The sequence below is a fragment of the Microvirga lenta genome (assembly GCF_020532555.1).
Classification (GTDB): domain Bacteria; phylum Pseudomonadota; class Alphaproteobacteria; order Rhizobiales; family Beijerinckiaceae; genus Microvirga; species Microvirga lenta.
In genome coordinates this window covers 361,948-385,601 of sequence record NZ_JAJBBR010000004.1, presented here as the reverse complement: position 1 = coordinate 385,601, position 23,654 = coordinate 361,948, and the positions used below count along the sequence as shown (strand labels likewise).

At 66.4% G+C, this 23,654-nt stretch carries 20 protein-coding genes; 9 read left to right on the top strand and 11 right to left on the bottom strand.

Annotated features, from left to right (window positions below):
• The first annotated feature begins 15 nt into the window (after positions 1 to 15).
• The gene (locus LGR44_RS07545; protein WP_226738940.1) at positions 16 to 1,185 is read left to right on the top strand and encodes a M20 aminoacylase family protein; all 1,170 of its coding nucleotides are present in this window, start codon (positions 16 to 18) and stop codon (positions 1,183 to 1,185) included.
• A gap of 76 nt (positions 1,186 to 1,261) precedes the next feature.
• On the opposite strand, the gene LGR44_RS07540 is transcribed toward LGR44_RS07545, so the two are convergent.
• The 3 genes from LGR44_RS07540 to LGR44_RS07530 form a co-directional block, all read right to left on the bottom strand.
• Entirely contained in the window at positions 1,262 to 1,981 is a 720-nt protein-coding gene (locus LGR44_RS07540) for a DUF4198 domain-containing protein (RefSeq protein ID WP_226738938.1), read from the bottom strand.
• Positions 1,982 to 2,220: 239 nt separating this feature from the next.
• On the bottom strand, positions 2,221 to 3,333 hold the full coding sequence (gene ribA, locus LGR44_RS07535) for a GTP cyclohydrolase II RibA (protein ID WP_226739254.1): 1,113 nt from the start codon (positions 3,331 to 3,333) through the stop codon (positions 2,221 to 2,223).
• A gap of 220 nt (positions 3,334 to 3,553) precedes the next feature.
• Positions 3,554 to 4,513, bottom strand: coding sequence for a DMT family transporter (locus LGR44_RS07530; protein WP_226738937.1), 960 nt, complete (start codon positions 4,511 to 4,513; stop codon positions 3,554 to 3,556).
• 284 nt (positions 4,514 to 4,797) lie between these two features.
• Here LGR44_RS07530 and LGR44_RS07525 point away from each other — a divergent pair, with 284 nt between their 5' ends.
• Positions 4,798 to 5,100 (top strand): hypothetical protein, encoded by a 303-nt coding sequence (locus tag LGR44_RS07525; RefSeq protein ID WP_226738936.1) that lies wholly within the window; start codon positions 4,798 to 4,800, stop codon positions 5,098 to 5,100.
• Positions 5,101 to 5,164: 64 nt separating this feature from the next.
• Here LGR44_RS07525 and LGR44_RS07520 read toward each other — a convergent pair whose 3' ends face one another.
• From LGR44_RS07520 to LGR44_RS07510, 3 genes are all read right to left on the bottom strand, one after another.
• Positions 5,165 to 5,362, bottom strand: a complete 198-nt coding sequence (locus LGR44_RS07520; RefSeq protein ID WP_226738935.1) for a hypothetical protein — start codon at positions 5,360 to 5,362, stop codon at positions 5,165 to 5,167.
• A 56-nt stretch (positions 5,363 to 5,418) separates the two neighbouring features.
• Positions 5,419 to 7,197, bottom strand: coding sequence for an SLC13 family permease (locus LGR44_RS07515; protein WP_226738934.1), 1,779 nt, complete (start codon positions 7,195 to 7,197; stop codon positions 5,419 to 5,421).
• A 63-nt stretch (positions 7,198 to 7,260) separates the two neighbouring features.
• Entirely contained in the window at positions 7,261 to 7,725 is a 465-nt protein-coding gene (locus tag LGR44_RS07510; RefSeq protein WP_226738933.1) for a CAP domain-containing protein, read from the bottom strand.
• Positions 7,726 to 7,889: 164 nt separating this feature from the next.
• Here LGR44_RS07510 and LGR44_RS07505 point away from each other — a divergent pair, with 164 nt between their 5' ends.
• The gene (locus LGR44_RS07505; protein WP_226738932.1) at positions 7,890 to 9,158 is read left to right on the top strand and encodes a BaiN/RdsA family NAD(P)/FAD-dependent oxidoreductase; all 1,269 of its coding nucleotides are present in this window, start codon (positions 7,890 to 7,892) and stop codon (positions 9,156 to 9,158) included.
• Positions 9,155 to 10,957 carry a DNA helicase RecQ gene (gene recQ / locus LGR44_RS07500; RefSeq protein ID WP_226738930.1) on the top strand — a complete coding sequence of 601 codons (1,803 nt, stop codon included), beginning with the start codon at positions 9,155 to 9,157 and terminating at the stop codon, positions 10,955 to 10,957. Before LGR44_RS07505 ends, recQ begins: the two co-directional genes overlap by 4 nt.
• Here the strand turns inward: recQ and LGR44_RS07495 are convergent.
• From LGR44_RS07495 to LGR44_RS07480, 4 genes are all read right to left on the bottom strand, one after another.
• Positions 10,954 to 12,093, bottom strand: a complete 1,140-nt coding sequence (locus LGR44_RS07495; protein ID WP_226738928.1) for a Gfo/Idh/MocA family protein — start codon at positions 12,091 to 12,093, stop codon at positions 10,954 to 10,956. The two genes, recQ and LGR44_RS07495, sit on opposite strands and share 4 nt — an antisense overlap.
• A 468-nt stretch (positions 12,094 to 12,561) precedes the next feature.
• Positions 12,562 to 13,347, bottom strand: a complete 786-nt coding sequence (locus LGR44_RS07490; RefSeq protein WP_226738926.1) for an ATP-binding cassette domain-containing protein — start codon at positions 13,345 to 13,347, stop codon at positions 12,562 to 12,564.
• 1 nt (position 13,348) lies between these two features.
• A complete protein-coding gene (locus LGR44_RS07485; RefSeq protein WP_226739251.1) occupies positions 13,349 to 14,470 on the bottom strand; it encodes an ABC transporter permease in 1,122 nt (373 codons plus the stop codon).
• Positions 14,471 to 14,569: 99 nt separating this feature from the next.
• Positions 14,570 to 15,511 (bottom strand): sugar ABC transporter substrate-binding protein, encoded by a 942-nt coding sequence (locus LGR44_RS07480; RefSeq protein ID WP_226738924.1) that lies wholly within the window; start codon positions 15,509 to 15,511, stop codon positions 14,570 to 14,572.
• Between the two features lie 283 nt (positions 15,512 to 15,794).
• On the opposite strand from LGR44_RS07480, the gene LGR44_RS07475 reads away from it, so the two are divergent.
• Positions 15,795 to 16,643: a MurR/RpiR family transcriptional regulator gene (locus LGR44_RS07475; protein ID WP_226738922.1), complete on the top strand. Its 849-nt coding sequence runs from the start codon at positions 15,795 to 15,797 to the stop codon at positions 16,641 to 16,643.
• A 70-nt stretch (positions 16,644 to 16,713) separates the two neighbouring features.
• On the opposite strand, the gene iolG is transcribed toward LGR44_RS07475, so the two are convergent.
• On the bottom strand, positions 16,714 to 17,703 hold the full coding sequence (gene iolG / locus LGR44_RS07470) for an inositol 2-dehydrogenase (protein ID WP_226738920.1): 990 nt from the start codon (positions 17,701 to 17,703) through the stop codon (positions 16,714 to 16,716).
• A 153-nt stretch (positions 17,704 to 17,856) separates the two neighbouring features.
• Here iolG and LGR44_RS07465 point away from each other — a divergent pair, with 153 nt between their 5' ends.
• The 4 genes from LGR44_RS07465 to iolE are packed head-to-tail and all read left to right on the top strand — an operon-like array spanning position 17,857 to position 23,654.
• Positions 17,857 to 19,770, top strand: a complete 1,914-nt coding sequence (locus tag LGR44_RS07465) for a bifunctional 5-dehydro-2-deoxygluconokinase/5-dehydro-2-deoxyphosphogluconate aldolase (protein ID WP_226738918.1) — start codon at positions 17,857 to 17,859, stop codon at positions 19,768 to 19,770.
• Between the two features lie 18 nt (positions 19,771 to 19,788).
• On the top strand, positions 19,789 to 20,904 hold the full coding sequence (locus LGR44_RS07460; RefSeq protein ID WP_226738917.1) for a hypothetical protein: 1,116 nt from the start codon (positions 19,789 to 19,791) through the stop codon (positions 20,902 to 20,904).
• A complete protein-coding gene (iolD, locus tag LGR44_RS07455; RefSeq protein WP_226738915.1) occupies positions 20,901 to 22,748 on the top strand; it encodes a 3D-(3,5/4)-trihydroxycyclohexane-1,2-dione acylhydrolase (decyclizing) in 1,848 nt (615 codons plus the stop codon). Before LGR44_RS07460 ends, iolD begins: the two co-directional genes overlap by 4 nt.
• Before the next feature lie 21 nt (positions 22,749 to 22,769).
• Entirely contained in the window at positions 22,770 to 23,654 is an 885-nt protein-coding gene (gene iolE, locus LGR44_RS07450) for a myo-inosose-2 dehydratase (RefSeq protein WP_226738913.1), read from the top strand.

Sequence of the window (23,654 nt, the reverse complement as noted above, 5' to 3'; positions counted from 1 at the left end):
CCAAGAAGGTTTCCTATGCCGATCATCAATCGTGTTGCCGACCTCGCCGATGAGATCACCACCTGGCGACGGGATTTCCACGAGAACCCCGAGCTTCTCTTCGACGTCCATCGCACGGCCGGCATCGTGGCCGAGAAGCTGAAGGCCTTCGGGTGCGACGAGGTGGTCACCGGAATGGGGCAGACCGGCGTCGTCGGCGTCATCAAGGGCCGGTCGAACGGCTCGGGCCGGGTGATCGGGCTTCGCGCCGACATGGACGCCCTGCCGATCGAGGAGGCCACGGACGTTCCACACAAGTCCAAGGTCCCCGGCAAGATGCACGCCTGCGGCCACGACGGCCACACCGCGATGCTCCTGGGCGCCGCGAAGTACCTCGCCGAGACCCGCAACTTCGACGGCACCGCCATCATGATCTTCCAGCCCGCGGAGGAAGGCGGCGGCGGCGGCGACGCCATGGTGAAGGACGGCCTCATGGAGCGCTTCGGCATCCAGGAGGTCTACGGCATGCACAACATGCCCGGCATTCCGCTCGGCCAGTTCGCCATCCGCCCCGGCGCGATGATGGCGGCGGCCGACCGCTTCATCATCACCATCGAAGGCAAGGGCGGCCACGCGGCGCGGCCCCATGACTGCATCGACCCGGTCGTCATCGCGGCCCATGTGATCACGGCGCTCCAGACGGTCGCATCCCGCAATGTCGATCCGCTGGAATCGGCGGTGGTGTCGGCCTGCTCCGTCAAGGCGGGCGACGCCTTCAACGTGATCCCGCAGACCGTGACCCTGCTCGGCACGGTGCGCACCCTGTCGCCGGAGGTCCGGGACCTGTGCGAGACCCGGATCCGCGCCATCGCGGAGAATGTCTGCGCGGCGTTCGGGGCCAAGGCGGAGGTGGATTACAGCCGGGGTTATCCGGTCACCATGAACGACCCGGCCAAGACCGAGTTCATGACCCAGGTCGCAAGGGCGGTCGCGGGCGAGAACGGTGTCGACACCACGGTCGCTCCCCTCATGGGCGCGGAGGATTTCTCCTACATGCTGGAGCAGCGTCCGGGCGCCTACATCTTCATCGGCAACGGCGACACGGCGGGCGTTCACCACCCGGCCTACGACTTCAACGACGAGGCGACGCCCTACGGCGTTTCGCTCTGGGCCAAGATCATCGAGAGCGGCATGCCGGCTCGATAAGGCGCATCAGGACCGGCCTGTCGCGTTCGACGGGCCGGCCTCCTCCGGATCCTGCCCCAGGAGGGGCAGCCGCGGCTCAGTCGTCCGCGTGCGGCAGCGTGAACGAGAGTGTCGCGAAATAGCTCACCCGATCGGTGTCGGGATTGTCGGGCGTCTGCACCACATGCGCGACGCCGATCACGTTGAGCCCGTCGTTGCGGACGAACAGCGTGACCTTGCCTTCCGCGTCCGTCTTCGCGCTCATGGCATGGGGATCGTTCAGGTAATCGGTATTCAGCGCCACCCCGGCGACAGGCTGCCCGTCGGCGAGGACCTGGACGGGCAGGTCGTCTCCCATCTCGAGACCGACCGGATCGACCAGAGGCACGATCTCGAGGCCCAGCCCGGCGGGTTTCAGGGAACCGCCGCTCGCCAGGACAGTGGTGTTCGTCTTGATCGAATGACTGGCCGATTGTGCCCCCGGCACCTCCGCTTTCAGCTTGTTGACCGACTTTCCGTCGGGACCCTTCGTCCAGATTCCGTTATCGAAGACCACGGTCAGAAGCGTGGCCTCCGGGGCCGGCTCGACCAGAGCGTTCCTGGCCTGCCGCACGATGCGGGCTTCCTTGGTCTCTCCCGACTTGAGCCGTGAAACGGCCTCCTTGACCTTCGCGGGGAGGTAGGCCTCGTCGCCGGCCCCGTGGCCGTAGACGACGGCGAGATCGCCATGGCGCTGGGCCACCCAGATCCCATGGGCCTGAGCGGCGGTCGTCATGGCGGCGAGTGCGGAGAATATCAGGTAGGTCCGGCGCAGCATTGTTCATGATCTCCAACGATTTGGAGCTTGCGTATAGTATACTATACTCAACGCCGTCAAGCGACGTCCGACAAGGAACGCGCAGGTCGCCCCGAGCGGAGCACCGGCACATTCCCGTCGATGCTCCGGCGCCGTTCATGCTGATGCGGATGAGAGAGGCAGCGGCCGCCGACATGGAGCCCTGTTCGGCTTTCATGCGCCGCGGGGCTTCAGGCGATATGATTGCTGCGCCGGAGGCCTCAGTCCTTGATCGACGAGGCGAGGAGGCCTTCGATGTCGATGTAGTGACCGGCGCGGTCGCGCTTGGAGGCCAGGTAGCTGACGTTCTCGGGCGTCGCGCGGCCGAGCACCCGGTGATCCGAAATCACCTCCAGACCTGCGTTTCGCAGGGCCGCCAGCTTTTCCGGATTGTTGGTCATGACCCGCACGGCCTTGACCCCGAGCTGCCGGAGCATTCCGGCGGCAAAGTCGAAGCGGCGCTGGTCCGCATCGAAGCCCAGGACCTCGTCGGCGTCGTAGGTGTCGTAGCCCTGTGCCTGAAGCTTGTAGGCGCGGATCTTGTTGGCGATGCCGTTCCCGCGTCCCTCCTGGTCGAGGTAGAGGAGAATGCCGCCCTCGTTCTGAGCCATGAAGCCCACGGTGCCGCGCAGCTGGTCGCCGCAATCGCATTTGAGGCTGCCGAAGAGGTCGCCGGTCAGGCAGGCGGAGTGCAGGCGCACGGTGACCGGCTTCGTGAGATCCGGCTTGCCCACGATGACCGCCACCTGGTCGCGCAGCCCCTCGCCGCCCCGGAACACCACGAACTCGCTCGTCGGCGCTCCTTCGAGCGGGACCGGGGCCCGGCTCACGATCTTCAGGTCGAGGGCCTTGGCACGGCGATAGTCCCGGACGGCGGAGCCGGAAACCCGGGTGATCGACGGGTCGATCTCGACGCCCGCGGCGAGCGGAATGACGACGACGGCGGGCAGAACCAGCGACAGCCGCGCCAGCTCGAGAGCCTCCTCGTCGAGTCCGGAGGCCGGACGGACGGGAGCATCGATGCGACCGTCGATCTTGAGGGCGAGATTCTCGATCCGGGCCCGATCCACCACAGGCAGGGCGACGACGGCGGGCCTGTCGCGGTCGAGCCCGAGCCGGCGCAGCCGGGCGGAGGGCAGGACCAGGTGAGCATGTCCGCCGGCGATGGCCTCGAGCTGGGCGCCCATGGCCTCGTCCAGATCCTCCACGCCGAGCACGAGCGCGCTGAGCTCCGCCCCGTCGATTACGACCGGGCGGGCGCTGCGGAATTCCATGATGGCCCGCTCGACCGAGGTGGTCGCGGGATCATCGGACAGGCTCAGAACAAGGCGCATCATCAATCGAACTCAGGCGAACCCGTCTCTCGCAGAAAGGAATCGGTTCGTTGCGGAGGCCATCCGGCCTCAGGTCAAGCTTCGAAACTAGGGGCACCTTATCACAAGGCGAGACCGATCCCTAATGACAGAGATGGGATGGCAGCCATGCTTCATCAACAGGCCGCCCCTTCGGCACGGAAAGCCCCATCGCTACAGGAACTTGCCGCCCGAATCCCGCTCAGCCCTGCCCCTGCGGGGCCGGTCGTCGCGGCCAGAGCGCGTGCGCGAGCACGGATGGCAGCCGCCCGTCGATCAGGACGAGGCCGGCGGCGATCAACGCCATTCCGGCCATGTGCCTCGCCTCCAGCGTCTCGCCGAGAAGGAGAACGCCGAACAGGATGGCGCTGACGGGAATGAGAAGGGTGACGAGCCCGACATTGGTGGCGCCCGCCCGGGCCAGCAGCCGGAAGAAGAGGATATAGGCGAAGGCGGTGGAAACCAGCGCCAATCCGGCCAGGGCCATCGCCACGTGGAGGCTCGGCGTCGGCAGGGACCAGGGACGGTCCACGATCATGGCGAGGGGCAGGAGAATCGCGCTCGATGCCGTGACCTGTCCGGCCGCGGTTGCCAGGGGCGGGATTCCCATGGCCCTGAACCTGCGCCCGAACACGCCGGCAAAGGCGTAGGACAGGGCGGCGGCCAGCACGGCCATCTGGGCCGGAATGCTCATGCCCCAGGATTGGAAGGCGGCCGCGCCGATCATGACGGCCACCCCCAGGAAACCGACCAGAACGCCGGCAAGGCGCTGCCGCGTCAGACGCTCGTCCTTGGTCAGGACATGGGCGACGAGCACGGTGAAGAGGGGTGTCGTCGCGTTGAGGATCGAGGCCAGGCCGCTGGCGATGTGATTCTGTCCCCACACGATCAGCACCATGGGAATCACGTTGTTGAGGATCCCCATCCCGAAGAAGGCCGTCCAGACCTCCCGCCCACGCGGCAGGGCAAGACCCATGAGTCTCAGGACCATGTACAGGGTGGCGGCTCCCAGGCAGACCCGGCTGGCCACGATCGTGAGCGGGGGCAGTTCCTTGACCGCCACGCCGATGAAGAGAAAGGAGCCTCCCCACACGATGGAGAGGATGATCAACAGCGCCCAGTCGGACGCGCTCATGGTCTTCTGGATCGGGGATGGAATCATGGTGCGGGTCCGCAATGTTCCACCAAGGCAATGCCATATCATGCCCCGCTCTTCGACCCGTTTCCTGTGATCGCGCGGAAGAGCTCTCCGTGACCGTGGCTCGGACGACATCGGGATCTCGATGAGAAGAGCCGCCCGAGAACCATGGAAACGAACGGCTTCCACATCTATTAACCGGCCATAAATCATGAACAATTCGCAACCGCGAAAGGATTGGTTTACGCAAAAACCGGGCTTCGGATCAGTTTTACTTCGCGTTCACGGCTTCGGTTCAGGTTGGCGCCATGACACGTTCATCAGACACCGTGACAGCCATGGGCCTGCACCCCTCCGACGACCGCTCGTTCCTGACGCGCCCTTCCCGCGAAGAGCGGTTTCGATCCACCGGGCGGGCGGGTTTCTGCGTCATGCCCACGCCGCCCCGGCCGGCACGCAACACCAGCTTCATCTTCGGGCGCTCGGAATCGCGGATCCGCCCGCTCCTGAACCAGGAAGAGCGCGATCGCCTGCATTGCTGGGCCATGATCGTGGCCGTCGCCTCGTCGGCGGCGGGGACCACCCTCCTGCTCACGGCGGCTCTCCGATAGAGCCTGCCGGCCCCCGAATGGAAAAGCCCGGAACGTCGTTCCGGGCTTTTGTCTTGCCGAGGGATCAGGCCACGGGCCCTGGCTGGTCGCCCGGCTGCGGCGGCGTCATCGGCGTATCCGGGGGGCGTCCGGGATCGGTGGCCGGGATCTCCGTCGGCTCCTGTATGGGCACCTCCGTCGGGGTATGGCCCGGAGGCACGGGATTCTGATTCGGGCTCTGGGGGCTCGGCTGAGGATCGTAGGGGCCGGGGCCTCGCGTCATGACTCAACTCCCTTTGTTGGATTGAGGGGTCAACGGGTGGGTCATGGCTCCGTTCCTCACCGAAGGGGCCAGACCACCATGATCAGCGGGATGCCGACGACCACGACGAGGATGGAGAGCGGCAGGCCCAGGCGCCAGTAATCGCCGAATCGATAGCCCCCCGGTCCCATGACGAGAGTGTTGCACTGGTGCCCGATGGGCGTCAGGAAATCGCAGGCCGCTCCGATGGCGACGGCCATCAGGAAGGCATCGGGCTTGAACCCGAGTTGGGCCGCGAAACTCGCCGCGATCGGCGCCATCACCAGCACGGTCGCGGCATTGTTGAGGAAGGGCGTGACGGCCATGGCCGCGACCATGATGAGCACGAGTGCGCCGGTCGGCGGCAGCATGTTGGCGGCGGACGACAACCATGCGGCGATGAGTTCGGTACCGCCCGTGGTGCGGATCGCCTCGCTGACGGGAATGAGCGCTCCCAGCATGACGATGATCGGCCAGTCGATGTTCTCGTAAGCCTCGCGCAGGGTCAGCGACCCGAACAGGACGAGGAGAACGGCTGCTCCGAAGAACGCGATGGCGACGGGAAGCAGGTCGAAGGCCACGAGCACCATGGCGGCCGCGAGGATGGCGATGGGCAAGAGGCTCCTGCGTGCGCTGCCGAGGCGGATGTCGCGTTCCGCGAGCGGCAGGCAGCCGAGCTCCTTCAGGGTATCCGGCAGCCTCTTCAGATTGCCCTGAAGCACGATCACGTCGCCCGGGCGCAGGCTGATGGTGCGCAGCCGCTCCGTGAAGCGCTGGCCGCTGCGGCTGACGGCGATCAGGTTGACGCGGAAGCGTTCGTAGAGGGCGATGCGCTCCGCGGAAATGCCCGTCAGCACGGAATTCGGCCCGACCACGGCCTCGATGACGCCGATCTCATCGGTCGCCTCCTCCGTCTCGGGCTGACGGTGCTCGTGGGTCAGCTTCAGACCGGCCCGCGCGACGGTGCTTTCCAGCGCGTCCGGCTCGCCTTCGAGCATGAGCAGATCGTTCTCGCGAAAGGTCGCGTCGGGCAGCGGGCTGGAGCTGCGGGTCTCGTTGCGGATGATCGCCGCCACCTTCACTTCGTCGTTGGCCATCTTACGGAGATCCGCGACCGTCTGCCCGATGATGTCGGAATCGGACGCCACGCGCGCCTCGGTGATGTAGTTCTTGATGTTGAGCGCCTCGTCCAGGGAGGCCGTGCCCTTGCGCCCCTTCGGCAGGAGCCGGTATCCGAAGGCCAGGAAGGCGACCCCGGCGGCCGCGATGCCGAGGCCGACCGGGGCGAAGTCGAACATCTCGAAGGGCTGGCCCAGCAAATCGCCCCTGACCCGCGACACGATGATGTTCGGAGAGGTGCCGACAAGGGTCACGATGCCCCCGAGCAGAGACCCGAAGGCCATCGGCATCAGGAAGCAGGATGGGGCGGTATTGCTGCGCCGGGCGATCTGGAAGGCGACCGGGATCATCATCGCCAGGGCGCCGATGTTCTTCACGAAGGCCGACAGCACCGTCACCACGCCCACGAGCACGATGATCTGGATTTGGGTGGTGCGCAGATAGGGGCCGATCCGGTTGAGAGCCGCTTCGAGAACCCCCGACTTGGCGACGGCGGCACTCACGAGAAGAGCGCTCGCCACGATGAAGACGATGTCGTCGCTGAAGCCGGAAAAGGCCCGGTCCGCCGGCACGATGCCGACCAGCACGGCAACGAGCAGCGACAAAGCCGCGACGACGTCGTAGCGGAAGCGGCCCCACACGAAGAGCGCCATCATCCCGGCGACGACGGCGAAAGCGAGCATTTGTTGATGGGTCATGGGGTGCGCGAAGAGAGGAACCTTCCCTCTAACGCGCAGCCTAACCCTTTGTGCCGTCCGTTCCTACTGCCCAAGAACGAGAGCCCAATAGCGGCCGTAGCCGCCCTTGGCGTCGGCGCGGGCCAGGCCGATCCGGCGGGCCTGAGGCATCAGAAGATTGGTGTTGTGGGAGGGCGAGGCCTTCCAGCGGCTCACCGCCCGGTCGACGGAGGCGGAGCCGGCCGAGAGGTTTTCCGCCGCATAGCCCATGATGCCGAACTTCTCCATCCGGCTGCCGAAGCTGCCATGGCTCAGCTTGCCCGCAGCGGCCACGACCCGCGCCTGGTATTCCGCCGCCTCGTTCATGCGCGGATCCACGGTAACCGGGCTCAGGCCGCGGGAAACCCGATAGGCGGAGATGAGGGAGGCCGCCTCTGCCGCATCGGTCGTCGAGCTTGCAAGGACCGCGTGATTTTGCGTGAGACCGGCATCGCTCGCACATCCGGCGAGCGCCAGAGCGGCCAGGATGCAAAAGGAAACTGTCCTCATCGAAATCCCCTCGAGGCGGCGTTCGCCGCCGCTCCCCTTGAAAAAAATGCCTATGGCGGTCATGTGCAAGAAATATGGCCGCCCGATCCGACGCCGCTGCATGCCATGCTGCCGGCCGAGGGTCCAGAACCCTCCTTCGAGCTCCTGCCGCGTCAGCTGATCGCATGTCCCTGCCGTCCCCTCCCCAAGTCGCCGTGATCGGCGGCGGCCCTGCCGGCCTGATCGCAGCGGAGGTCCTGGGGCAGTCGGGCGTCTCGGCGACGGTCTACGACCAGATGCCTTCGGTGGGCCGCAAATTCCTCATGGCCGGCCGGGGCGGCCTCAATCTGACCCACAGCGAGGATTTCGAGCGGTTCGCGGCGCGCTATGCCGAAGCGCAGCCCCATCTGCGGCCGCTGCTCGAGGCATTCGGTCCGGAGGATCTGCGGGCCTGGTGCAAGGGCCTGGGGCAGGAAACCTTCGTGGGCTCGAGCGGACGGGTGTTTCCCAAGGCTTTCAAGGCCTCCCCCCTTCTGCGCGCCTGGCTCTCGCGCCTCGACGCGCTCGGCGTGCGTCTGGCCCTGCGCCACCGCTGGCAGGGATGGGACGAGGTGGGCCGCCTTGTCTTCACCGATCCGGCCGGCGAGACCCTTCGGGTGACCCCGGACGCGACGGTTCTGGCCCTTGGCGGCGCAAGCTGGCCGCGGCTGGGCTCGGACGGCGCCTGGACCTCTCCCCTGGAGGCGGCCGGTATCGCCGTGATGCCCCTGCGCCCGGCCAATATGGGCTTCACCCTTGCCTGGTCCGAGGTGATGCGCTCCCGCTTCGAGGGAGAGCCCCTGAAGCGAATCGCCCTGACGTTCGGGGACGTCACCGTCCGCGGAGAGGCGGTCGTGACCGCCGAGGGGATCGAAGGCGGGGCGGTTTATGCCCTGTCGGCAAGGCTGCGAGACGCCATCGAGAAGCAAGGTCACGCCACCCTGACGGTCGATCTGCGACCCGATCTCCCTGCCGAGGCTCTGGCCGCGCGGCTCGAGGCTCCGCGCAGGGGCCAGTCCGCCTCCACCTTCCTGCGCAAGGCCGCCGGTCTTTCTCCCGTCGGGGTCGCGCTGCTTCGGGAGGCGCGCCCTGCCCTTCCGGAAAGGGCGGAGGACCTGGCCCGCCTCATCAAGGCCGTGCCCTTGGCCTTGACCGGGACGAAGTCCCTGGAAAGAGCGATCTCCAGCGCGGGCGGCATCCCCTTCGGGGAGGTGGACGAGCACCTGATGCTGCGCAAGAAACCCGGCGTGTTCGTGGCCGGCGAGATGCTGGACTGGGAGGCCCCCACCGGCGGCTACCTCCTGCAGGCGACCTTCGCCACGGGCATCGCGGCCGCGCGGGGGGCGCTCGCGCACCTCGAGATTCCCGATGCCGCATTGACGCGGAGTCCCTCCTCGGCCACACGGCAGCCGTGACCGACCCGCTCAAGATTCTCCACGACGTCTTCGGCTTCCCGTCCTTCCGCGAAGGGCAGGAAGAGATCGTGCGCGCCGTTCTGGACGGCGAGGACGTGCTGGCCGTCATGCCCACAGGTGCCGGCAAGTCCCTTTGCTACCAGCTGCCGACCCTCGTCCGGAACGGCCTGACCGTCGTGGTATCGCCCCTGATCGCCCTCATGCGCGACCAGGTGGAGGCCCTGCGCCATTTCGGAATCGAGGCCGGAAGCCTCAACTCCGCCAACGACCAGGCCGAGAACCGGCGCGTGGTCGATGCGATTCGCGACGGGCGTATGCGCCTGCTCTATGCCTCGCCCGAGCGCCTCGCCAATACGGGCGCCACCGAATGGCTGGCGCGGGCGGGGGTGAACCTCCTCGCCATCGACGAGGCCCACTGCGTGTCGCAATGGGGTCACGACTTCCGCCCCGAATACGCGCTTCTGGGCGAGGTCCGCCGGCGCCTCGGCGGAGTGCAGACCATCGCGCTTACGGCCACCGCCGACGTGGCGACGCGCGGCGACATCATGCACCGCCTCTTCGAGAGCGAGCCGCGCATCTTCATCCATGGCTTCGACCGGCCGAACCTGCGCCTCGCCATGCAGGCGAAGGAGCATTCGCGGCGCCAGCTCTTCTCCTTTCTCGACAAGCACCGGCACGAAAGCGGCATCGTCTATTGCTCGTCCCGGGACGCCACGGAGAAGCTGTCGGATTCGCTCAATCAGGCCGGCTACCGCGCCCTGCCCTATCATGCCGGCATGGCGCAGGCGGAACGGGCCAAGAACCAGGACATCTTCCTGCAGGAAGACGGGGTGGTGATGGTGGCGACCGTCGCCTTCGGCATGGGCATCGACAAGCCCGACGTGCGCTTCGTCGCCCACGCGGCCCTGCCGAAATCCATCGAGGCCTATTACCAGGAGATCGGCCGCGCCGGCCGTGACGGCGCACCGGCCGATACGCTCACCCTCTACGGCCTCGACGACATGCGCCTGCGCCGCCTGCAGATCGAGGACAGCGATGCCCCCGACGAGCAGAAGCGGGTCGAGCGCCAGAGGCTCAATGCCCTCGTGGCTCTGTGCGAGGCTCCCCGCTGCCGCCGTCAGACGCTGCTGGCCTATTTCGGGGAGACGACGGAGCCCTGCGGCAATTGCGATCTGTGCATCGACGGCGTCATGTCCTTCGACGGCACCATCGAGGCGCAGAAGCTCCTCTCCGCCATCGTGCGCACGGGCGAGCGCTTCGGCACCGAACACCTCATCAGCATTCTCGTCGGCGAGGACACGGATTCGATCCGCCGCTTCGGGCACGACAAGCTGAAAACCTTCGGCGTCGGCAGCGACCGCTCGAAGACCGAGTGGCGCTCCCTGCTGCGGCAGATCTACGCCGCCGGCCTGGTGGGGCTGGAACTGGCGGAATACGGACGCTGGACGATCACGGACAAGGGCGTGGCCGTGCTGAAGGGCCAGGAATCCATCGAGCTGCGCTCGGATGTCCTGATGAAGCCGAGCGAGCGCCGGCGCCGCCGCTCACGGATGGAAGCGCAATCCGTCGTGCCGACGGACGATCCGCTCCTGCTCGAACTCAAGGCGCTCCGCACGCGCCTTGCGAAGGAGGAGGGCGTGCCGGCCTATGTGATCTTTTCCGACCGCAGCCTGATCGACATGGCGGCCAAGCGCCCGACCTCCGTGCGCGCCTTCAGCGAGATCCACGGCGTCGGCCAGGCGAAGCTCGACCGCTATGCCGAGGCCTTTCTGGAGGTCATGAAGGAGCACGCCGCCTAAGCGGCCTGCTTCGCCTCGCTCGACGAGACCTCGACCCACTGCCCCGAATGGGCGCTGCGGGCGACGGCGTCCACGGTCCGCTCGATCCGGATGCCGTCCTCGAATTCGATCAGCGTCGCAGCCTCGCCCCTGATGCGGCCGATGAGCTGGCGGCATTCGATGATCTTCAGCTCGTTGAAGCCGAGGCCATGACCCGGAGCCGGGATGAACTTGTCGTAGGGCGGGTGGTGCGGCGCGGTGAGGATGGTGCGGAACCCCTGGGTCTGCTTCTCGCCGTCCGTGGTGTAGAGCTGCACCTCGTTCATGCGCTCCTGGTCGTAGACGACGGTGCCTTTCGATCCGAAGAGCTGCACGAAAATGCGGCCTTTCCGGCCCCAGGCCGAGCGGTTGAGCGCGATGAGGCCCGACGCGCCGTTCTCCAGCTCGATCAAGGTGGTTGCGATGTCGCAGGTCTCGACCGCGCGCCGGCCGCCGCCCTGCACGGGCCGGTCCGCATAGGGCTTCGCCATGTGGCCGCAGACGCGGCGGACGCCGCCGAACAGCGTCCAGATCAGGCTCAGCGCATGGACGCCGAAATCGTCGAGCGCCCCATGGCCGGAGGTGGCCTCGCTCTTCCAGGAGAAGAACTCCTCCGGATCCGCCATGAAGTCCTCGTCCATCTCGAGGCGCACATGGTTGACCTCGCCGATCCGCCCCTCGTCCAGCAGGCGCCGGATCAGGCGGATGATCGGGTTCTGGATATAGTTGTAGCCGAGCGCCGCGACCTTGCCGGAGGCGCGGGCGGCGGCGAGCATCCGCTCCGCATCCGCGAGCTTCGTCGCCATGGGCTTCTCGCACCAGATATGCTTGCCGGCTTCCAGCGCCGCGATGGCCATGTCCGGGTGGAAGGCGTTCGGTGTGGTGATGGACACCACATCGACGGCCGGATCGGACACGAGGGTGCGCCAGTCGCCGGTCGCACGGTCGAATCCGAGCTCGCGCGCCTTTCTCTCGGCCAGATCCTGAGACGTTTCCGCCAGCACCGCGAGGCGCGGGCGAGGCACATCTCCGAACACGGAGGCCACCGCGTTCCAGGCGAGCGCATGGCACTTGCCCATATAGCCCGTGCCGATGAGGCCGATGCCGAGAGATTGCATACTCTTCTCCTTACAGGTCTAAGGCTGATGGGGCACCGCCTTGGAGGCGGCTGATCCGCTAGAGCGTCATCATGGATTTTTGCCCAGATAGGTTCTGGCCATGCCAAAAAATATGCGAAACAAGGAAGCTGATGCGAGCAGGACCGATGCGATCCAGATCAGTGCCAGAGGGATCAGGATTGGGATCGATGACAGGTCCATGAGAACCCCTGCAGCTTCCGTCCAAAGTGCGGCCCATGTCAGAAGACTGCCCAAAAGCTGCCCACCCCAAGACAGCCTGCATTCGACATACGCAATCATATCGATGATTAGAGCACAACCCTGGTAGTCCGCGCTCCTTGCCAGATAGGGCAAATTGAGGGTGAACAGATTCGTCACTGCTAAAGCGAATACCCACCACAGGAGCGAGCCGATCTCAGCAGTACACAACACTCGCCTCATGTTGATGATCGCTCAAGCTTGATCACCTCACACCATCCCGCCGAGATCGCTCGACAGCACCTGCAGCTCCTTGCCGCCCGCCATGAGGTTCTGCAGCTCGTCGATCTGGATTTCGGATTTGGCATAGGTGCCCAGCGTCTTGCCGCGGTTGAGCACGGTGAACCGGTCTCCGACCGCATAGGCATGGCGCACATTGTGCGTGATGAAGATGACGCCGAGGCCCTTCTGCCGGACCTGATGGATGTATTTGAGCACCATGGAGGTCTGCGCCACGCCAAGCGCGGAGGTCGGCTCGTCCAGGATCAGCACCTTGGCGCCGAAATAAACCGCGCGGGCGATGGCGACGCATTGGCGCTCGCCGCCCGAGAGCGTGCCGACCGCCTGGTTGGGGTCGCGCACGTCGATGCCGATCTTGTGCATCTCCTCCTGCGTGACCTCGTTGCAATGGTCGAAATCCACGTACCGGAACGGCCACATGCCCTTCACGGGCTCGCGCCCCATGAAGAAGTTGCGCGTGACCGACATCAGCGGGATCATCGCGAGATCCTGGTAGACGGTCGCGATGCCCGCATCGAGCGCGTCGCGGGGGCTCGTGAAGGTCACGTGCCGTCCATCGACGAGGAACTCGCCGCTGGTCGGCTGGTGAACGCCGGCCAGGGTCTTGATGAGGGTGGACTTGCCGGCCCCGTTGTCGCCCAGGAGGCACATCACCTCGCCGCGATTGACCGTGAGCGATACGCCCGAAAGGGCGATCACGGAGCCGAAATGCTTCACGACGTTGCGGATGTCGATGAGAGGAGCATTCGTCGTCATGTCAGCGCTCTCCCGTCACTTTCCGGCGGATGAAGTTGTTGAACAGCACGGCGAGGAGCAGCATGGCGCCCAGGAATACCTGGAACCAGTCCGAGTCGAAGCGGGTATAGGTGAGGCCGATGGACACCATGCCGAAGATGATGGCGCCGAAGAAGGCGCCGATGGCCGAGCCGTAGCCGCCGGTGAGCAGGCAGCCGCCGATGACCGCGGCGATGATCGCCTCGAACTCCTTCTGGAATCCGCGCCGGGCATCGGTCGAGCCCGCATCGAGCACGGTCAGGATCGCCACCAGGGCAGCCGCGCAGGCCGTCAGCATGAAGAGCCCGGTCTTCACCCGGTCGACCGGCACGCCCGAGTTGCGGGCCGCGTTCGGATCGCCGCCCGCGGCGAAGATCCAGTTGCCGACCCGGGTGCGCAGCAGGATCCAGGTGGCCGCGGCGGCAAAGACCACGAACCAGATGATCGACACAGGAACGCCGGTGACCGTCGGCATTCCGTTGGGGAATTTCGCGATGAGATCCTGCGCCGCAAGCCAGGAGAACACGCCCTCGAAGGCGACGCCGGAAAAGATTTCCCGCACGTAGCTCTCGCCGGCCTCGGCACCGATGCCGCGCATCTGCGTCGAGCCGCCGGTCGCCCATTTGAGGCCCACGAGGGACAGCCCGCGCAGGATGAAGAGGAAGGCCAGGGTGACGATGAAGGACGGCAGTTTCGTCCGGATGACGATCTGCCCGTTCACGCCGCCGAGCAGCCCGGCCACGATCAGGGTCGCGGGGATCGCCAGCAGGAGCGGCCAATCCGTGATGATCACGAAGGATCCGAAGACGAGGCCGGCGAAAGCCACCATCGAACCGATGGAAAGATCGAACTCGCCGCCGATCATCAGCATCGCCGCGGCAATGGCCAGGATGCCGAGCTGGGCCGCGGGCGAGAGGATGTTCATCAGTCCCGCGAGGGTGAACATCGACGGATCGGCGGTCGACAGGAAGAAGATCGTCACGAGGACGAGACCGGCCAGCGCTCCCAGTTCGGGGCGACGCATGGCCTTCGTGACGAAGGACGCCTCCTTCAGGCGCTCGTCGCGAGCCGGTCTGGCTGAGACCCCGCCCACCGGCGAGGTCATGGGTGCGGTAGGCTGGCTGACATCCACCATAGGGGCCTCCCGAGCAGATTCAGAAAAAGAAGGGCCCGCGATCCCTGTGGTCGCGGGCCCGGACGAGGCTTAGCGGATGCCCTTGGCGGACAGCTCGATCACCTGATCGGCCTTTTCCTTCGTGATCAGGTTCGGACCGGACGGGACGTTGCCGCCCGGGATGAGGCCGTACTTCGCGTTGAGGGCCAGGAAGGCCACCGGCAGGTAACCCTGGAGATATTGCTGCTGGTCGATGGCGAAGGCTGCGTCGCCTGCCGAAACGGCCTTCAGGAAGTTGGGCGACAGGTCGAACGAGGCGACCTTCACGGAGCCTCCCTTGCCGGCTTCCTTGACGGCCGCCACGGTCGGCTCACCGGCGAGCGAGGCGCCGAGCGCCAGGATGGTGTCGACGGAGGTGTCGGACGCGAGCGCAGCCTTCACCTTGGCGCGAATGTCGGCGGGATCGTTGGAGACCGGGAGCACCGTCACCTTGCCGCCGAAGCCCTTCTTGAAGCCTTCGCAGCGCAGGTCGAGGGAGACGTTGCCGACCTCGTGGTTGACGCAGAGGGCCGTCTTGCCGCCCATCTCCTTGAGCCTCTCGCCGGCGATGCGGCCCGCATCGGCCTCGTCCTGGCCCACATGGAGCTGCGCGCCGAGCTTCTTGGAAACGTCGGAGCCTGAGTTCATGGAGATCACGGGAATTCCGGCCGCGACCGCCTTCTGGATCGACGGGCCGAGAGCGGACGCATCCGGGATCGAGACGACGAGACCGGCGGGCCTCTGGTTGACGGCCGCGTCGATGAGCTGGCTCATGGCGACCATGTCGAAGGTTTCCGGCGCCCGGTAATCGACCTGCACCTTCATGTCCTCGCCGGCGGCGGACACGCCGTTCTTCACCACCGACCAGAACGGGTCGTTGGCCTGGCCGTGGCTGACCACGATGATGCGGGAATTCTGCTGGGCCGCGACCGGAGCCGCCGTGGCGAGGGTGAGAGCTGCCGCGGCAGCCAGACCTGTGACGAATGCCTTCATGTGTTTCCTCCCAAAAGGGTCTTCTCTCGAGCATCGCTCCCGGTGACCGGTCGCGACGAACGCTACGGCCTGGAAGCCGCGCGATGGAGTTCGGCAGAAGGAAAACAAATGATTCGAACCCGAATCACCCGTCTTTTTGGCGTCTCCTCTGCCGGCCCGGCTCGCCCAAAACGGAACGCCCGGACCTTTTGTTTATATCTTTAGAATTTTTATTCCATTTTTCCGGGATCGGTGTCAAGCTCCCATTCGCGCAGCGGTAGAGCACTTGGGGATCAGGACAGCCATGGGGGCGGATTCGGAATCGATCACGGACGCGACTCCTGAGGATTACGAAGGCCTGAGGACCCTTCTGCTCAGCCGCAGGGACACCATGCCCAAGCGGTTGAAGCAGCTTGCCGCCTTCGCCCTGTCGCATCCCGAGGAAGTGGCTTTCGGGACGGTGGCGGGCATCGCCGAACATGCGGGCGTGCAGCCCTCGACCCTGGTCCGCTTCGCCAAAAGCCTCGGCTATGACGGCTTTTCACATCTGCAGCAGATCTTCCGCGCCCGCCTGAGAGAGCGCTTTCCCGACTATCGCGAGCGCCTGCGCGTTCTGCGCGACAGCGAGGGCAGCCACGTCCAATCGGCCTCTCTTCTCGAAGGGTTTGCGGATGCGGCGGCCGTCTCGCTCGGCCGCATGCGCGAGTCGGTGCGCCCGGAGGAATTCTCCCGTGCCATCGAGACCCTGGCGAAGGCGGATACGATCTATCTGCTCGGCGCGCGCCGGGTCTTTCCCGTCGCCGCCTACTGCGCCTATGCCTTCGGCAAACTCGGCGTGCGTGCGATCCTGATCGACCACATCGCCCAACTCGGGCCGGAACAGCTGGGCACCGCCACGGAGCGGGATGCGGTGCTGGCGATCAGCTTCACCCCTTATTCGCCCGTGACGGCGGACCTCGCCGCGGCGGCGGCCCGGCGCGACATTCCGGTGGTCGCGATCACGGATTCGGCCTTCAGTCCGCTGGTCACGAGCGCGGATGTCTGGCTCGAGGTCGCGGAGGCGGATTTCGGCGCCTTCCGCTCCCTGTCCGCCTCTTTCGCCCTCGCGATGGCCCTCGCCGTCGGCACCGCGGAGCGGCGGGCGGAGATCTGACGCTCGATCACGCGCGCCAAAAGAAAAGGCCGGGACGAGCCCGGCCCTCGAACGCGGTTTGAGACGGTTCTCAGAGCTTCACGGGCCTGCCGCTCTGCGCCGACTCGGTTGCGGCATCCGCAAGGCGCTGTGCCATGAGCCCGTCATGGCCGGTCGGGTTGCAGGCCGTGCCGGCCTTCACCGCCGTCAGGAAGGCATCGAGCTCGGCCCGGTAGGCGTCGGCATAGCGCTCGAGGAAGAAGTCCTGGACCGGATCCACGGTGATGCCGGACGCATTCGCCACCTCCACGGTGGTGCGATGGATGTTGCCCGCACGGATCATGCCCTTCGAGCCGTGGACCTCGATGCGCTGGTCGTAGCCGTAGGTGGCGCGGCGGGAATTCGAGATCTGCACGATCCGCCCCTTGGCGGTCTTGAGGGTGACGGCGGCCGTGTCCACGTCGCCCGCCTCGCCGATGGCTGGATCGACGAGGGACGAGCCCACCGCGTGCACCTCCACCGGCTCGTCCCCGAGAAGAAGAAAGCGGGCCATGTCGAGGTCGTGGATCATCATGTCCCGGAACAGGCCGCCCGAGGTGGCGATGTAGCTCACCGGCGGGGGACCCGGATCGCGGGACAGGATCGTCACGATCTCGACCTCGCCCACCTCGCCGTCCGCAAGGCGGCGGCGCAGGCTGGCGAAGTTCGGGTCGAAGCGCCGGTTGAAGCCGATCATCAGCGGCGTTCCCGCTTTCTCGACCGTGCTCAGGCAGGTCTCGATGCGGGCGCTGGAGAGATCGACCGGCTTCTCGCAGAACACGGCCTTGCCGGCGCGGGCGCCGCGCTCGATGAGATCGGCATGGGTCGTGGTGGGCGTGCACACGAGAATGGCGTCCACGTCGGAGCGCTCCACGATCTCATCCAGGGAGGCGACCTCCGCTCCCGTGGCGGCCGCAAGCTCCTGCGCGGAGGGAGCGTGCGGATCGGCGACCGCGACGAGGCGGGCGTCCACGTGGTTGGCGGCGTTGCGCCCATGAATGCGGCCGATGCGGCCGGCGCCCAAAACGGCGATCCTGATCATAGTCCCCCCGGTGTCTTTTGCCGGCTCACAGGCAAAATTGGAATTGATGTTCCAGCTCAAACTGCTAATAGAATAAACGTTCCATAGCTGCAAGAGCCGTGAAAAAGGCTTGAACCGGACGACGAAACCGGTTCGGGAAGCGGGAGGGATAGCATGAAGCCGACCCTGGATGTCATCACCATCGGCCGCTCCTCGGTCGACCTCTACGGCCAGCAGGTCGGCGGACGCCTGGAGGACATGGCCTCCTTCTCGAAGGCCGTGGGCGGCTGCCCCGCCAACATCGCCATCGGCACCGCCCGGCTCGGGCTCAAGTCCGGCCTCGTGACCCGCGTCGGCGACGAGGCCATGGGCCACTTCATCCGCGAGCAGATGGAGCGCGAGGGCGTCGCGACCGACGGGATCGTCACCGACAGGCAGCGCCTGACGGCCCTCGTGATCCTCGGCGTGCGCGACGAGGATTCGTTCCCGCTCATCTTCTATCGCGACAACTGCGCCGACATGGCCCTGTCCGAGGACGACATCGACGAGGGCTTCATCGCGTCCGCCGCCGCCATCGTCGTCACCGGCACCCATTTCTCCCGCGAGACCACCGCCGCCGCGCAGAAGAAGGCGATCCGCATCGCCAAGGCGAACGGCCGGAAGGTGGTGTTCGACGTGGATTACCGCCCGAACCTCTGGGGCCTGCTCGGCCACGGCGCCGGCGAGTCGCGCTATGTGCGCTCGGACGCCGTGACCGAACACCTCAAGCCTATCCTGGGCGACTGCGATCTCATCGTGGGCACGGAAGAGGAGCTGCATATCGCCGGCGGCTCCGAGGACACTCTGGCGGCCATTCGCGCCATCCGCGCGGCCTCGAAAGCCACCATCGTGTGCAAGCGTGGTCCCATGGGCTGCGTCGTGTTTCCGGGCGAGATCCCCTCCTCCCTCGACGAGGGCGTGAAGGGCCCCGGCTTCCCGGTCGAGGTCTACAACGTTCTCGGCGCCGGCGACGCCTTCCTCTCCGGCTTCCTGCGCGGCTGGCTCAGGGGCGAAGCCCTGGAGACCTGCTGCGCCTATGCCAATGCGAGCGGCGCCTTCGCGGTCTCGCGCCTCCTGTGTTCACCCGAGATCCCCACCTTCCCGGAGCTGCAGTACTTCCTGAAGAACGGCAGCCGCCACAAGGCGCTGCGCTTCGACGAGGGCATCAACCATATCCACTGGGCCACCACGCGCCGCCCCGGCTCCGAGACCCTGATGGCGCTCGCCATCGACCATCGCATCCAGCTGGAGGCGATGGCGAAGGAACTGGGCGCCTCCATCGACCGCATACCGGACTTCAAGGTGCTGGCCGTCCAGGCGGCTGCACGGGTGGCGAACGGCCGCCCCGGCTTCGGCATGCTGATCGACGGGACCTATGGCCGCGAGGCTTTGTTCCGGGCAGCCGACCATCCCTTCTGGATCGGCCGTCCCGTGGAACTGCCCGGTTCGCGCCCGCTCGACTTCGAGAACAGCGGCAGCCTCGGGGCGCAGCTCATCGAATGGCCGGTGGGTCACACCATCAAGTGCCTGTGCTTCTATCATCCGGACGATCCGCCGGAGATGAAGGAGCGCCAGGAACGCGAGCTTCTTCGCCTCTACGACGCCGCCCGCCGCGTCGGACGCGAGCTGCTGGTCGAGATCATCGCCGGCAAGAACGGCCCCCTGACCTCCGACACCATCCCCCGCGTGCTGCAGCGCCTCTACGACCTCGGCATCAAGCCCGATTGGTGGAAGCTTGAGCCGCAGCGGGATGCCGCCGCCTGGGGCGCCATCGGCAAGGCGATTTCCGCAAACGACCCCTATTGCCGGGGCATCGTCCTGCTCGGCCTCGAAGCGCCGGAGGACGAGCTTGAGGCCGCCTTCGCGGCCGCCGCGAGCGAGCCGCAGGTCAAGGGTTTCGCCGTCGGCCGCACGATCTTCAACGATGCCGCGCGGCGCTGGCTCAAGGGCGAGATTTCCGACGAGGCGGCGATCGGCGACATGGCGGCCCGCTTCCAGCGTCTCGTCGACGCTTGGCAACGCGCCTCCGGACGTGCAAAGGCTGCTTGATCCACGAGCGAGGCCGCCATGTCCTTCACCGAGGAAGACATCAAAGCAGCCGGAGGCGCCATCGCGCTCTCGGAGGACCAGCTCGACGGTCTGCTGGCGGTGCTGCGGGCGCGGAAGACCTCGGCCGCGGCGGCTCCGGTCGGGCCGAAACCGGAGCGCGTCCGCTTCGATCTCGTGCACCTTCTCTGGTATGCGGGCACCCTCATCGTCATGAGCGCGATGGGCCTGTTCTCGACCCTGGCCTTCGAAGCGCTGGGCGGCATGGCGCTTACCATCACGGCTGCGGTCTACGGGGCCCTTTTCGTGCTCGCGGGACGCCGCCTCTGGAACCGCGGCTCCCTCCGAACGCCCGGTGGCCTGATGATCGCGATTGCCGTCACGATGGTGCCGCTGGCCATCTACGGCATCCAGGAGGAGTTCGGCTGGTGGGGCGACGGCGGCGACCCCGGACGCTACCGGGACTTCTTCGCCTGGGTGAAGAGCAGCTGGCTGTTGATGGAGATCGCGACCGTCGCGGTCGGCCTGATCGCCCTTCGCTTCTATCCCTTCCCGTTCATCGTCGCCGTCGTGTCGCTCGCGCTCTGGTTCATGTCCATGGACCTGACGCCCTGGCTCCTGCACGGACGGGAGATGAGCTGGTCCGAGAACTGGGCCGTGCGACGCGCGGTCTCGATGGTGTTCGGCCTGGTCATGATCGGGGTCGCGTGGTTCGTGGACATCCGGCGGGATAAGGATCTGGACGTCGCCTTCTGGCTGTACCTCGCGGGCCTCATGGCCTTCTGGGGCGCACTGACGCTCTCGCACAGCGACAGCGCGCTCGCCAAAGCCTTCTACTGCCTCATCAACGTGGCGCTCGTCCTGCTCTCGGTCTTCCTGGTGCGCCGGGCCTTCGCCCTGTTCGGCGCGATCGGAATCGCCATCTACCTGGGCGACCTGGCGATCAGGGTCTTCGACGATTCCTTCCTGTTCCCCTTCGTCCTGTCCTTCATCGGCATAGGCATCATCGCAGCAGGCCTCGTCCTCCACCGCCACCGCGCCGCGCTGTCGGAGTGGATGCTGGACTGCCTGCCGGAATCTCTCAAAAAGCTGCGTCCGCCCCATGCCGACGCCGCCCTTCGAATGGAGCACGCATGAGCACGATCCGTCTCACCATGGCCCAGGCGATCGCCCGTTTTCTCGCAGCGCAGAAGACCGAGATCGACGGGGAGATTCTGCCGCTTTTCGCCGGTGTCTGGGCCATCTTCGGTCACGGCAACGTGGCGGGCATGGGCGAGGCGCTGCACGGCGTGCGCGACCGCCTGCCGACCTACCGCGCCCATAACGAGCAGGGCATGGCCCATGCGGCCATCGCTTTCGCCAAGGCCTCGCGACGCCAGCGCATGATGGCCTGCACCACCTCCATCGGCCCCGGCGCGACCAACATGGTGACGGCGGCGGCCGTCGCCCATGTGAACCGCCTTCCCGTCCTGCTGCTGCCCGGCGACGTCTTCGCCAACCGCCGCCCCGATCCCGTGCTGCAGCAGATCGAGAGCTTTTCCGACGGCACGGTCTCCGCCAATGACTGCTTCAGGCCCGTCTCGCGCTATTTCGACCGCATCGCACGGCCGGAGCAGATCATCCCGGCGCTCCAGCGTGCCATGACGGTGCTGACCGACCCCGCCGAATGCGGTCCGGTGACCCTCGCGCTGTGCCAGGATACCCAGGCCGAGGCCTACGACTATCCGGAGAGCTTCTTCGCGGAAAAGGTCTCGACGCCGCGACGCATCCGCCCCGACAGGAGCGAACTGGAGACGGCCGCCGCCCTCATCCGCAAGGCCAAGAAGCCCTTCATCGTCGCCGGCGGCGGCGTGCTCTATTCCGGCGCCGAGGCGGCGCTCGCCGACTTCGCCGAAAAGCACGGCCTCTTCGTCGGCGAGACGCAGGCCGGCAAGTCGAGCCTGCACCACGACCATCCGGCGAATCTCGGCTCCGTCGGCGTCACCGGCACAGGGGCAGCCAATGCCCTTGCCGAAGAGGCCGACGTGGTGATTGCGGTCGGCACGCGCCTGCAGGATTTCACCACCGGATCCTGGGCCCTGTTCAAGGATCCGAACCGCCGCATCGTCGGCCTCAACGTGCAGGCGTTCGATGCCACGAAGCACAATGCGCAGCCGCTGGTGGCGGACGCCCGCGTCGGGCTCGAAGAACTGAGCGAGGCCCTTGCGGGCTGGAAGGCGCCTGAAGCCTGGACGGCCAAGGGAAGCAGCGAAAAGACCCACTGGTTCGAGGCCGCCGCGCGCTACACGGACCCGACCAATGCGGAACTGCCCTCCGACGCGCAGGTGATCGGCGCGGTGCAGCGCACCTCCTCGCCGACCGACGTGGTGGTCTGTGCGGCTGGTGGGTTGCCGGGCGAGCTGCACAAGCACTGGAAGGCCGGCGCCGCGCTCGGCTACCACATGGAATACGGCTATTCCTGCATGGGTTACGAGATCGCCGGCGGCGTCGGCGTGAAGATGGCCTGCCCGGACCGCGAGGTCATCGTGATGGTCGGCGACGGCTCCTATCTCATGATGAATTCCGAGCTCGCCACGTCGGTGATGCTCGGCCAGAAGCTGACGGTCGTCCTGCTCGACAATTGCGGCTATGGCTGCATCAACCGCCTGCAGCAGGCCACGGGCGGAGAGAGCTTCAACAACCTCCTGCAGCACACCAATCACGTGACCCTGCCGGAGATCGACTTCGCCGCCCATGCGGCGAGCCTCGGCGCACAGGCGATCAAGGTGAACGGCATCGGCGAGCTCGAGGATGCGCTGAAGAAGGCACGTGGTGCCGACCGCAGCACCGTCATCGTCATCGACACGGATCCCCTGGCCTCGACGGATGCCGGCGGACACTGGTGGGACGTGGCCGTGCCGGAGGTCTCCGTGCGGGCCGAGGTGAACGCAGCCCGCAAGGAATATGAGAACGCCCTCGCCACGCAGCGCGTCGGCGACTGACAACGAAAGAGAGACAAGAACATGACGATCCGCATCGGGGCGAATCCCATCGGCTGGTCCAACGACGACATGCAGGAACTGGGCGGCGAGACGCCGCTCGAGGTCTGCCTTGCCGAGGCGAAGCAGGTCGGCTTCGAGGGCATGGAACTGGGCAACAAGTTCCCGCGCGAGCCCGAAGCCCTGAAGAGGGCTCTGGCTCCCTTCGGCCTTGCCTGCATCTCGGGCTGGTATTCGGCGGAGCTCTTGAAGCGGGACGCCGATGAGGAGATGAAGGCGCTTCGCCCGCATCTCGACCTGCTCAAGGCCATGGGATCGAACGTCCTGGTCTTTGCGGAAACCTCCAATGCCATTCACGGCGACCGCTCCAAACCGCTCTCGCAGCGCCCGGTCATGAAGGACGGCGATTGGGCGGAGTATGGCCGGCGCGTCACGCAGGTGGCCGAGCAGACCCTGAAGGAAGGCGTGCGCCTGGTCTACCACCACCACATGGGTACGATCGTGGAATCGGAGGCCGATATCGACGCCTTCATGAGCTCGACCGGCGAGGCGGCGCATCTCCTGCTCGATACGGGGCACGCCACCTGGGGCGGCGCGAACCCGGCCGAACTCGCCCGCCGCTACCGCAACCGCATCAGCCACGTCCACACCAAGGATGTGCGCAAGGACGTGATGGAGAAGTCCAAGGCGGGCAACTGGAGCTTCCTCGATTCCGTCATCGAAGGCGTATACACGGTGCCGGGCGACGGCATGGTGGATTTCGTCTCCGTCTTCAAGGAGCTGCCCGGCTACAGCGGTTGGGTGGTGATCGAGGCCGAGCAGGATCCGAAGAAGGCTCATCCGCTCACCTATGCCAAGATGGGCTACGCCAACCTCACCCGCTTCCTGAAGGAAGCAGGATTGCGATAG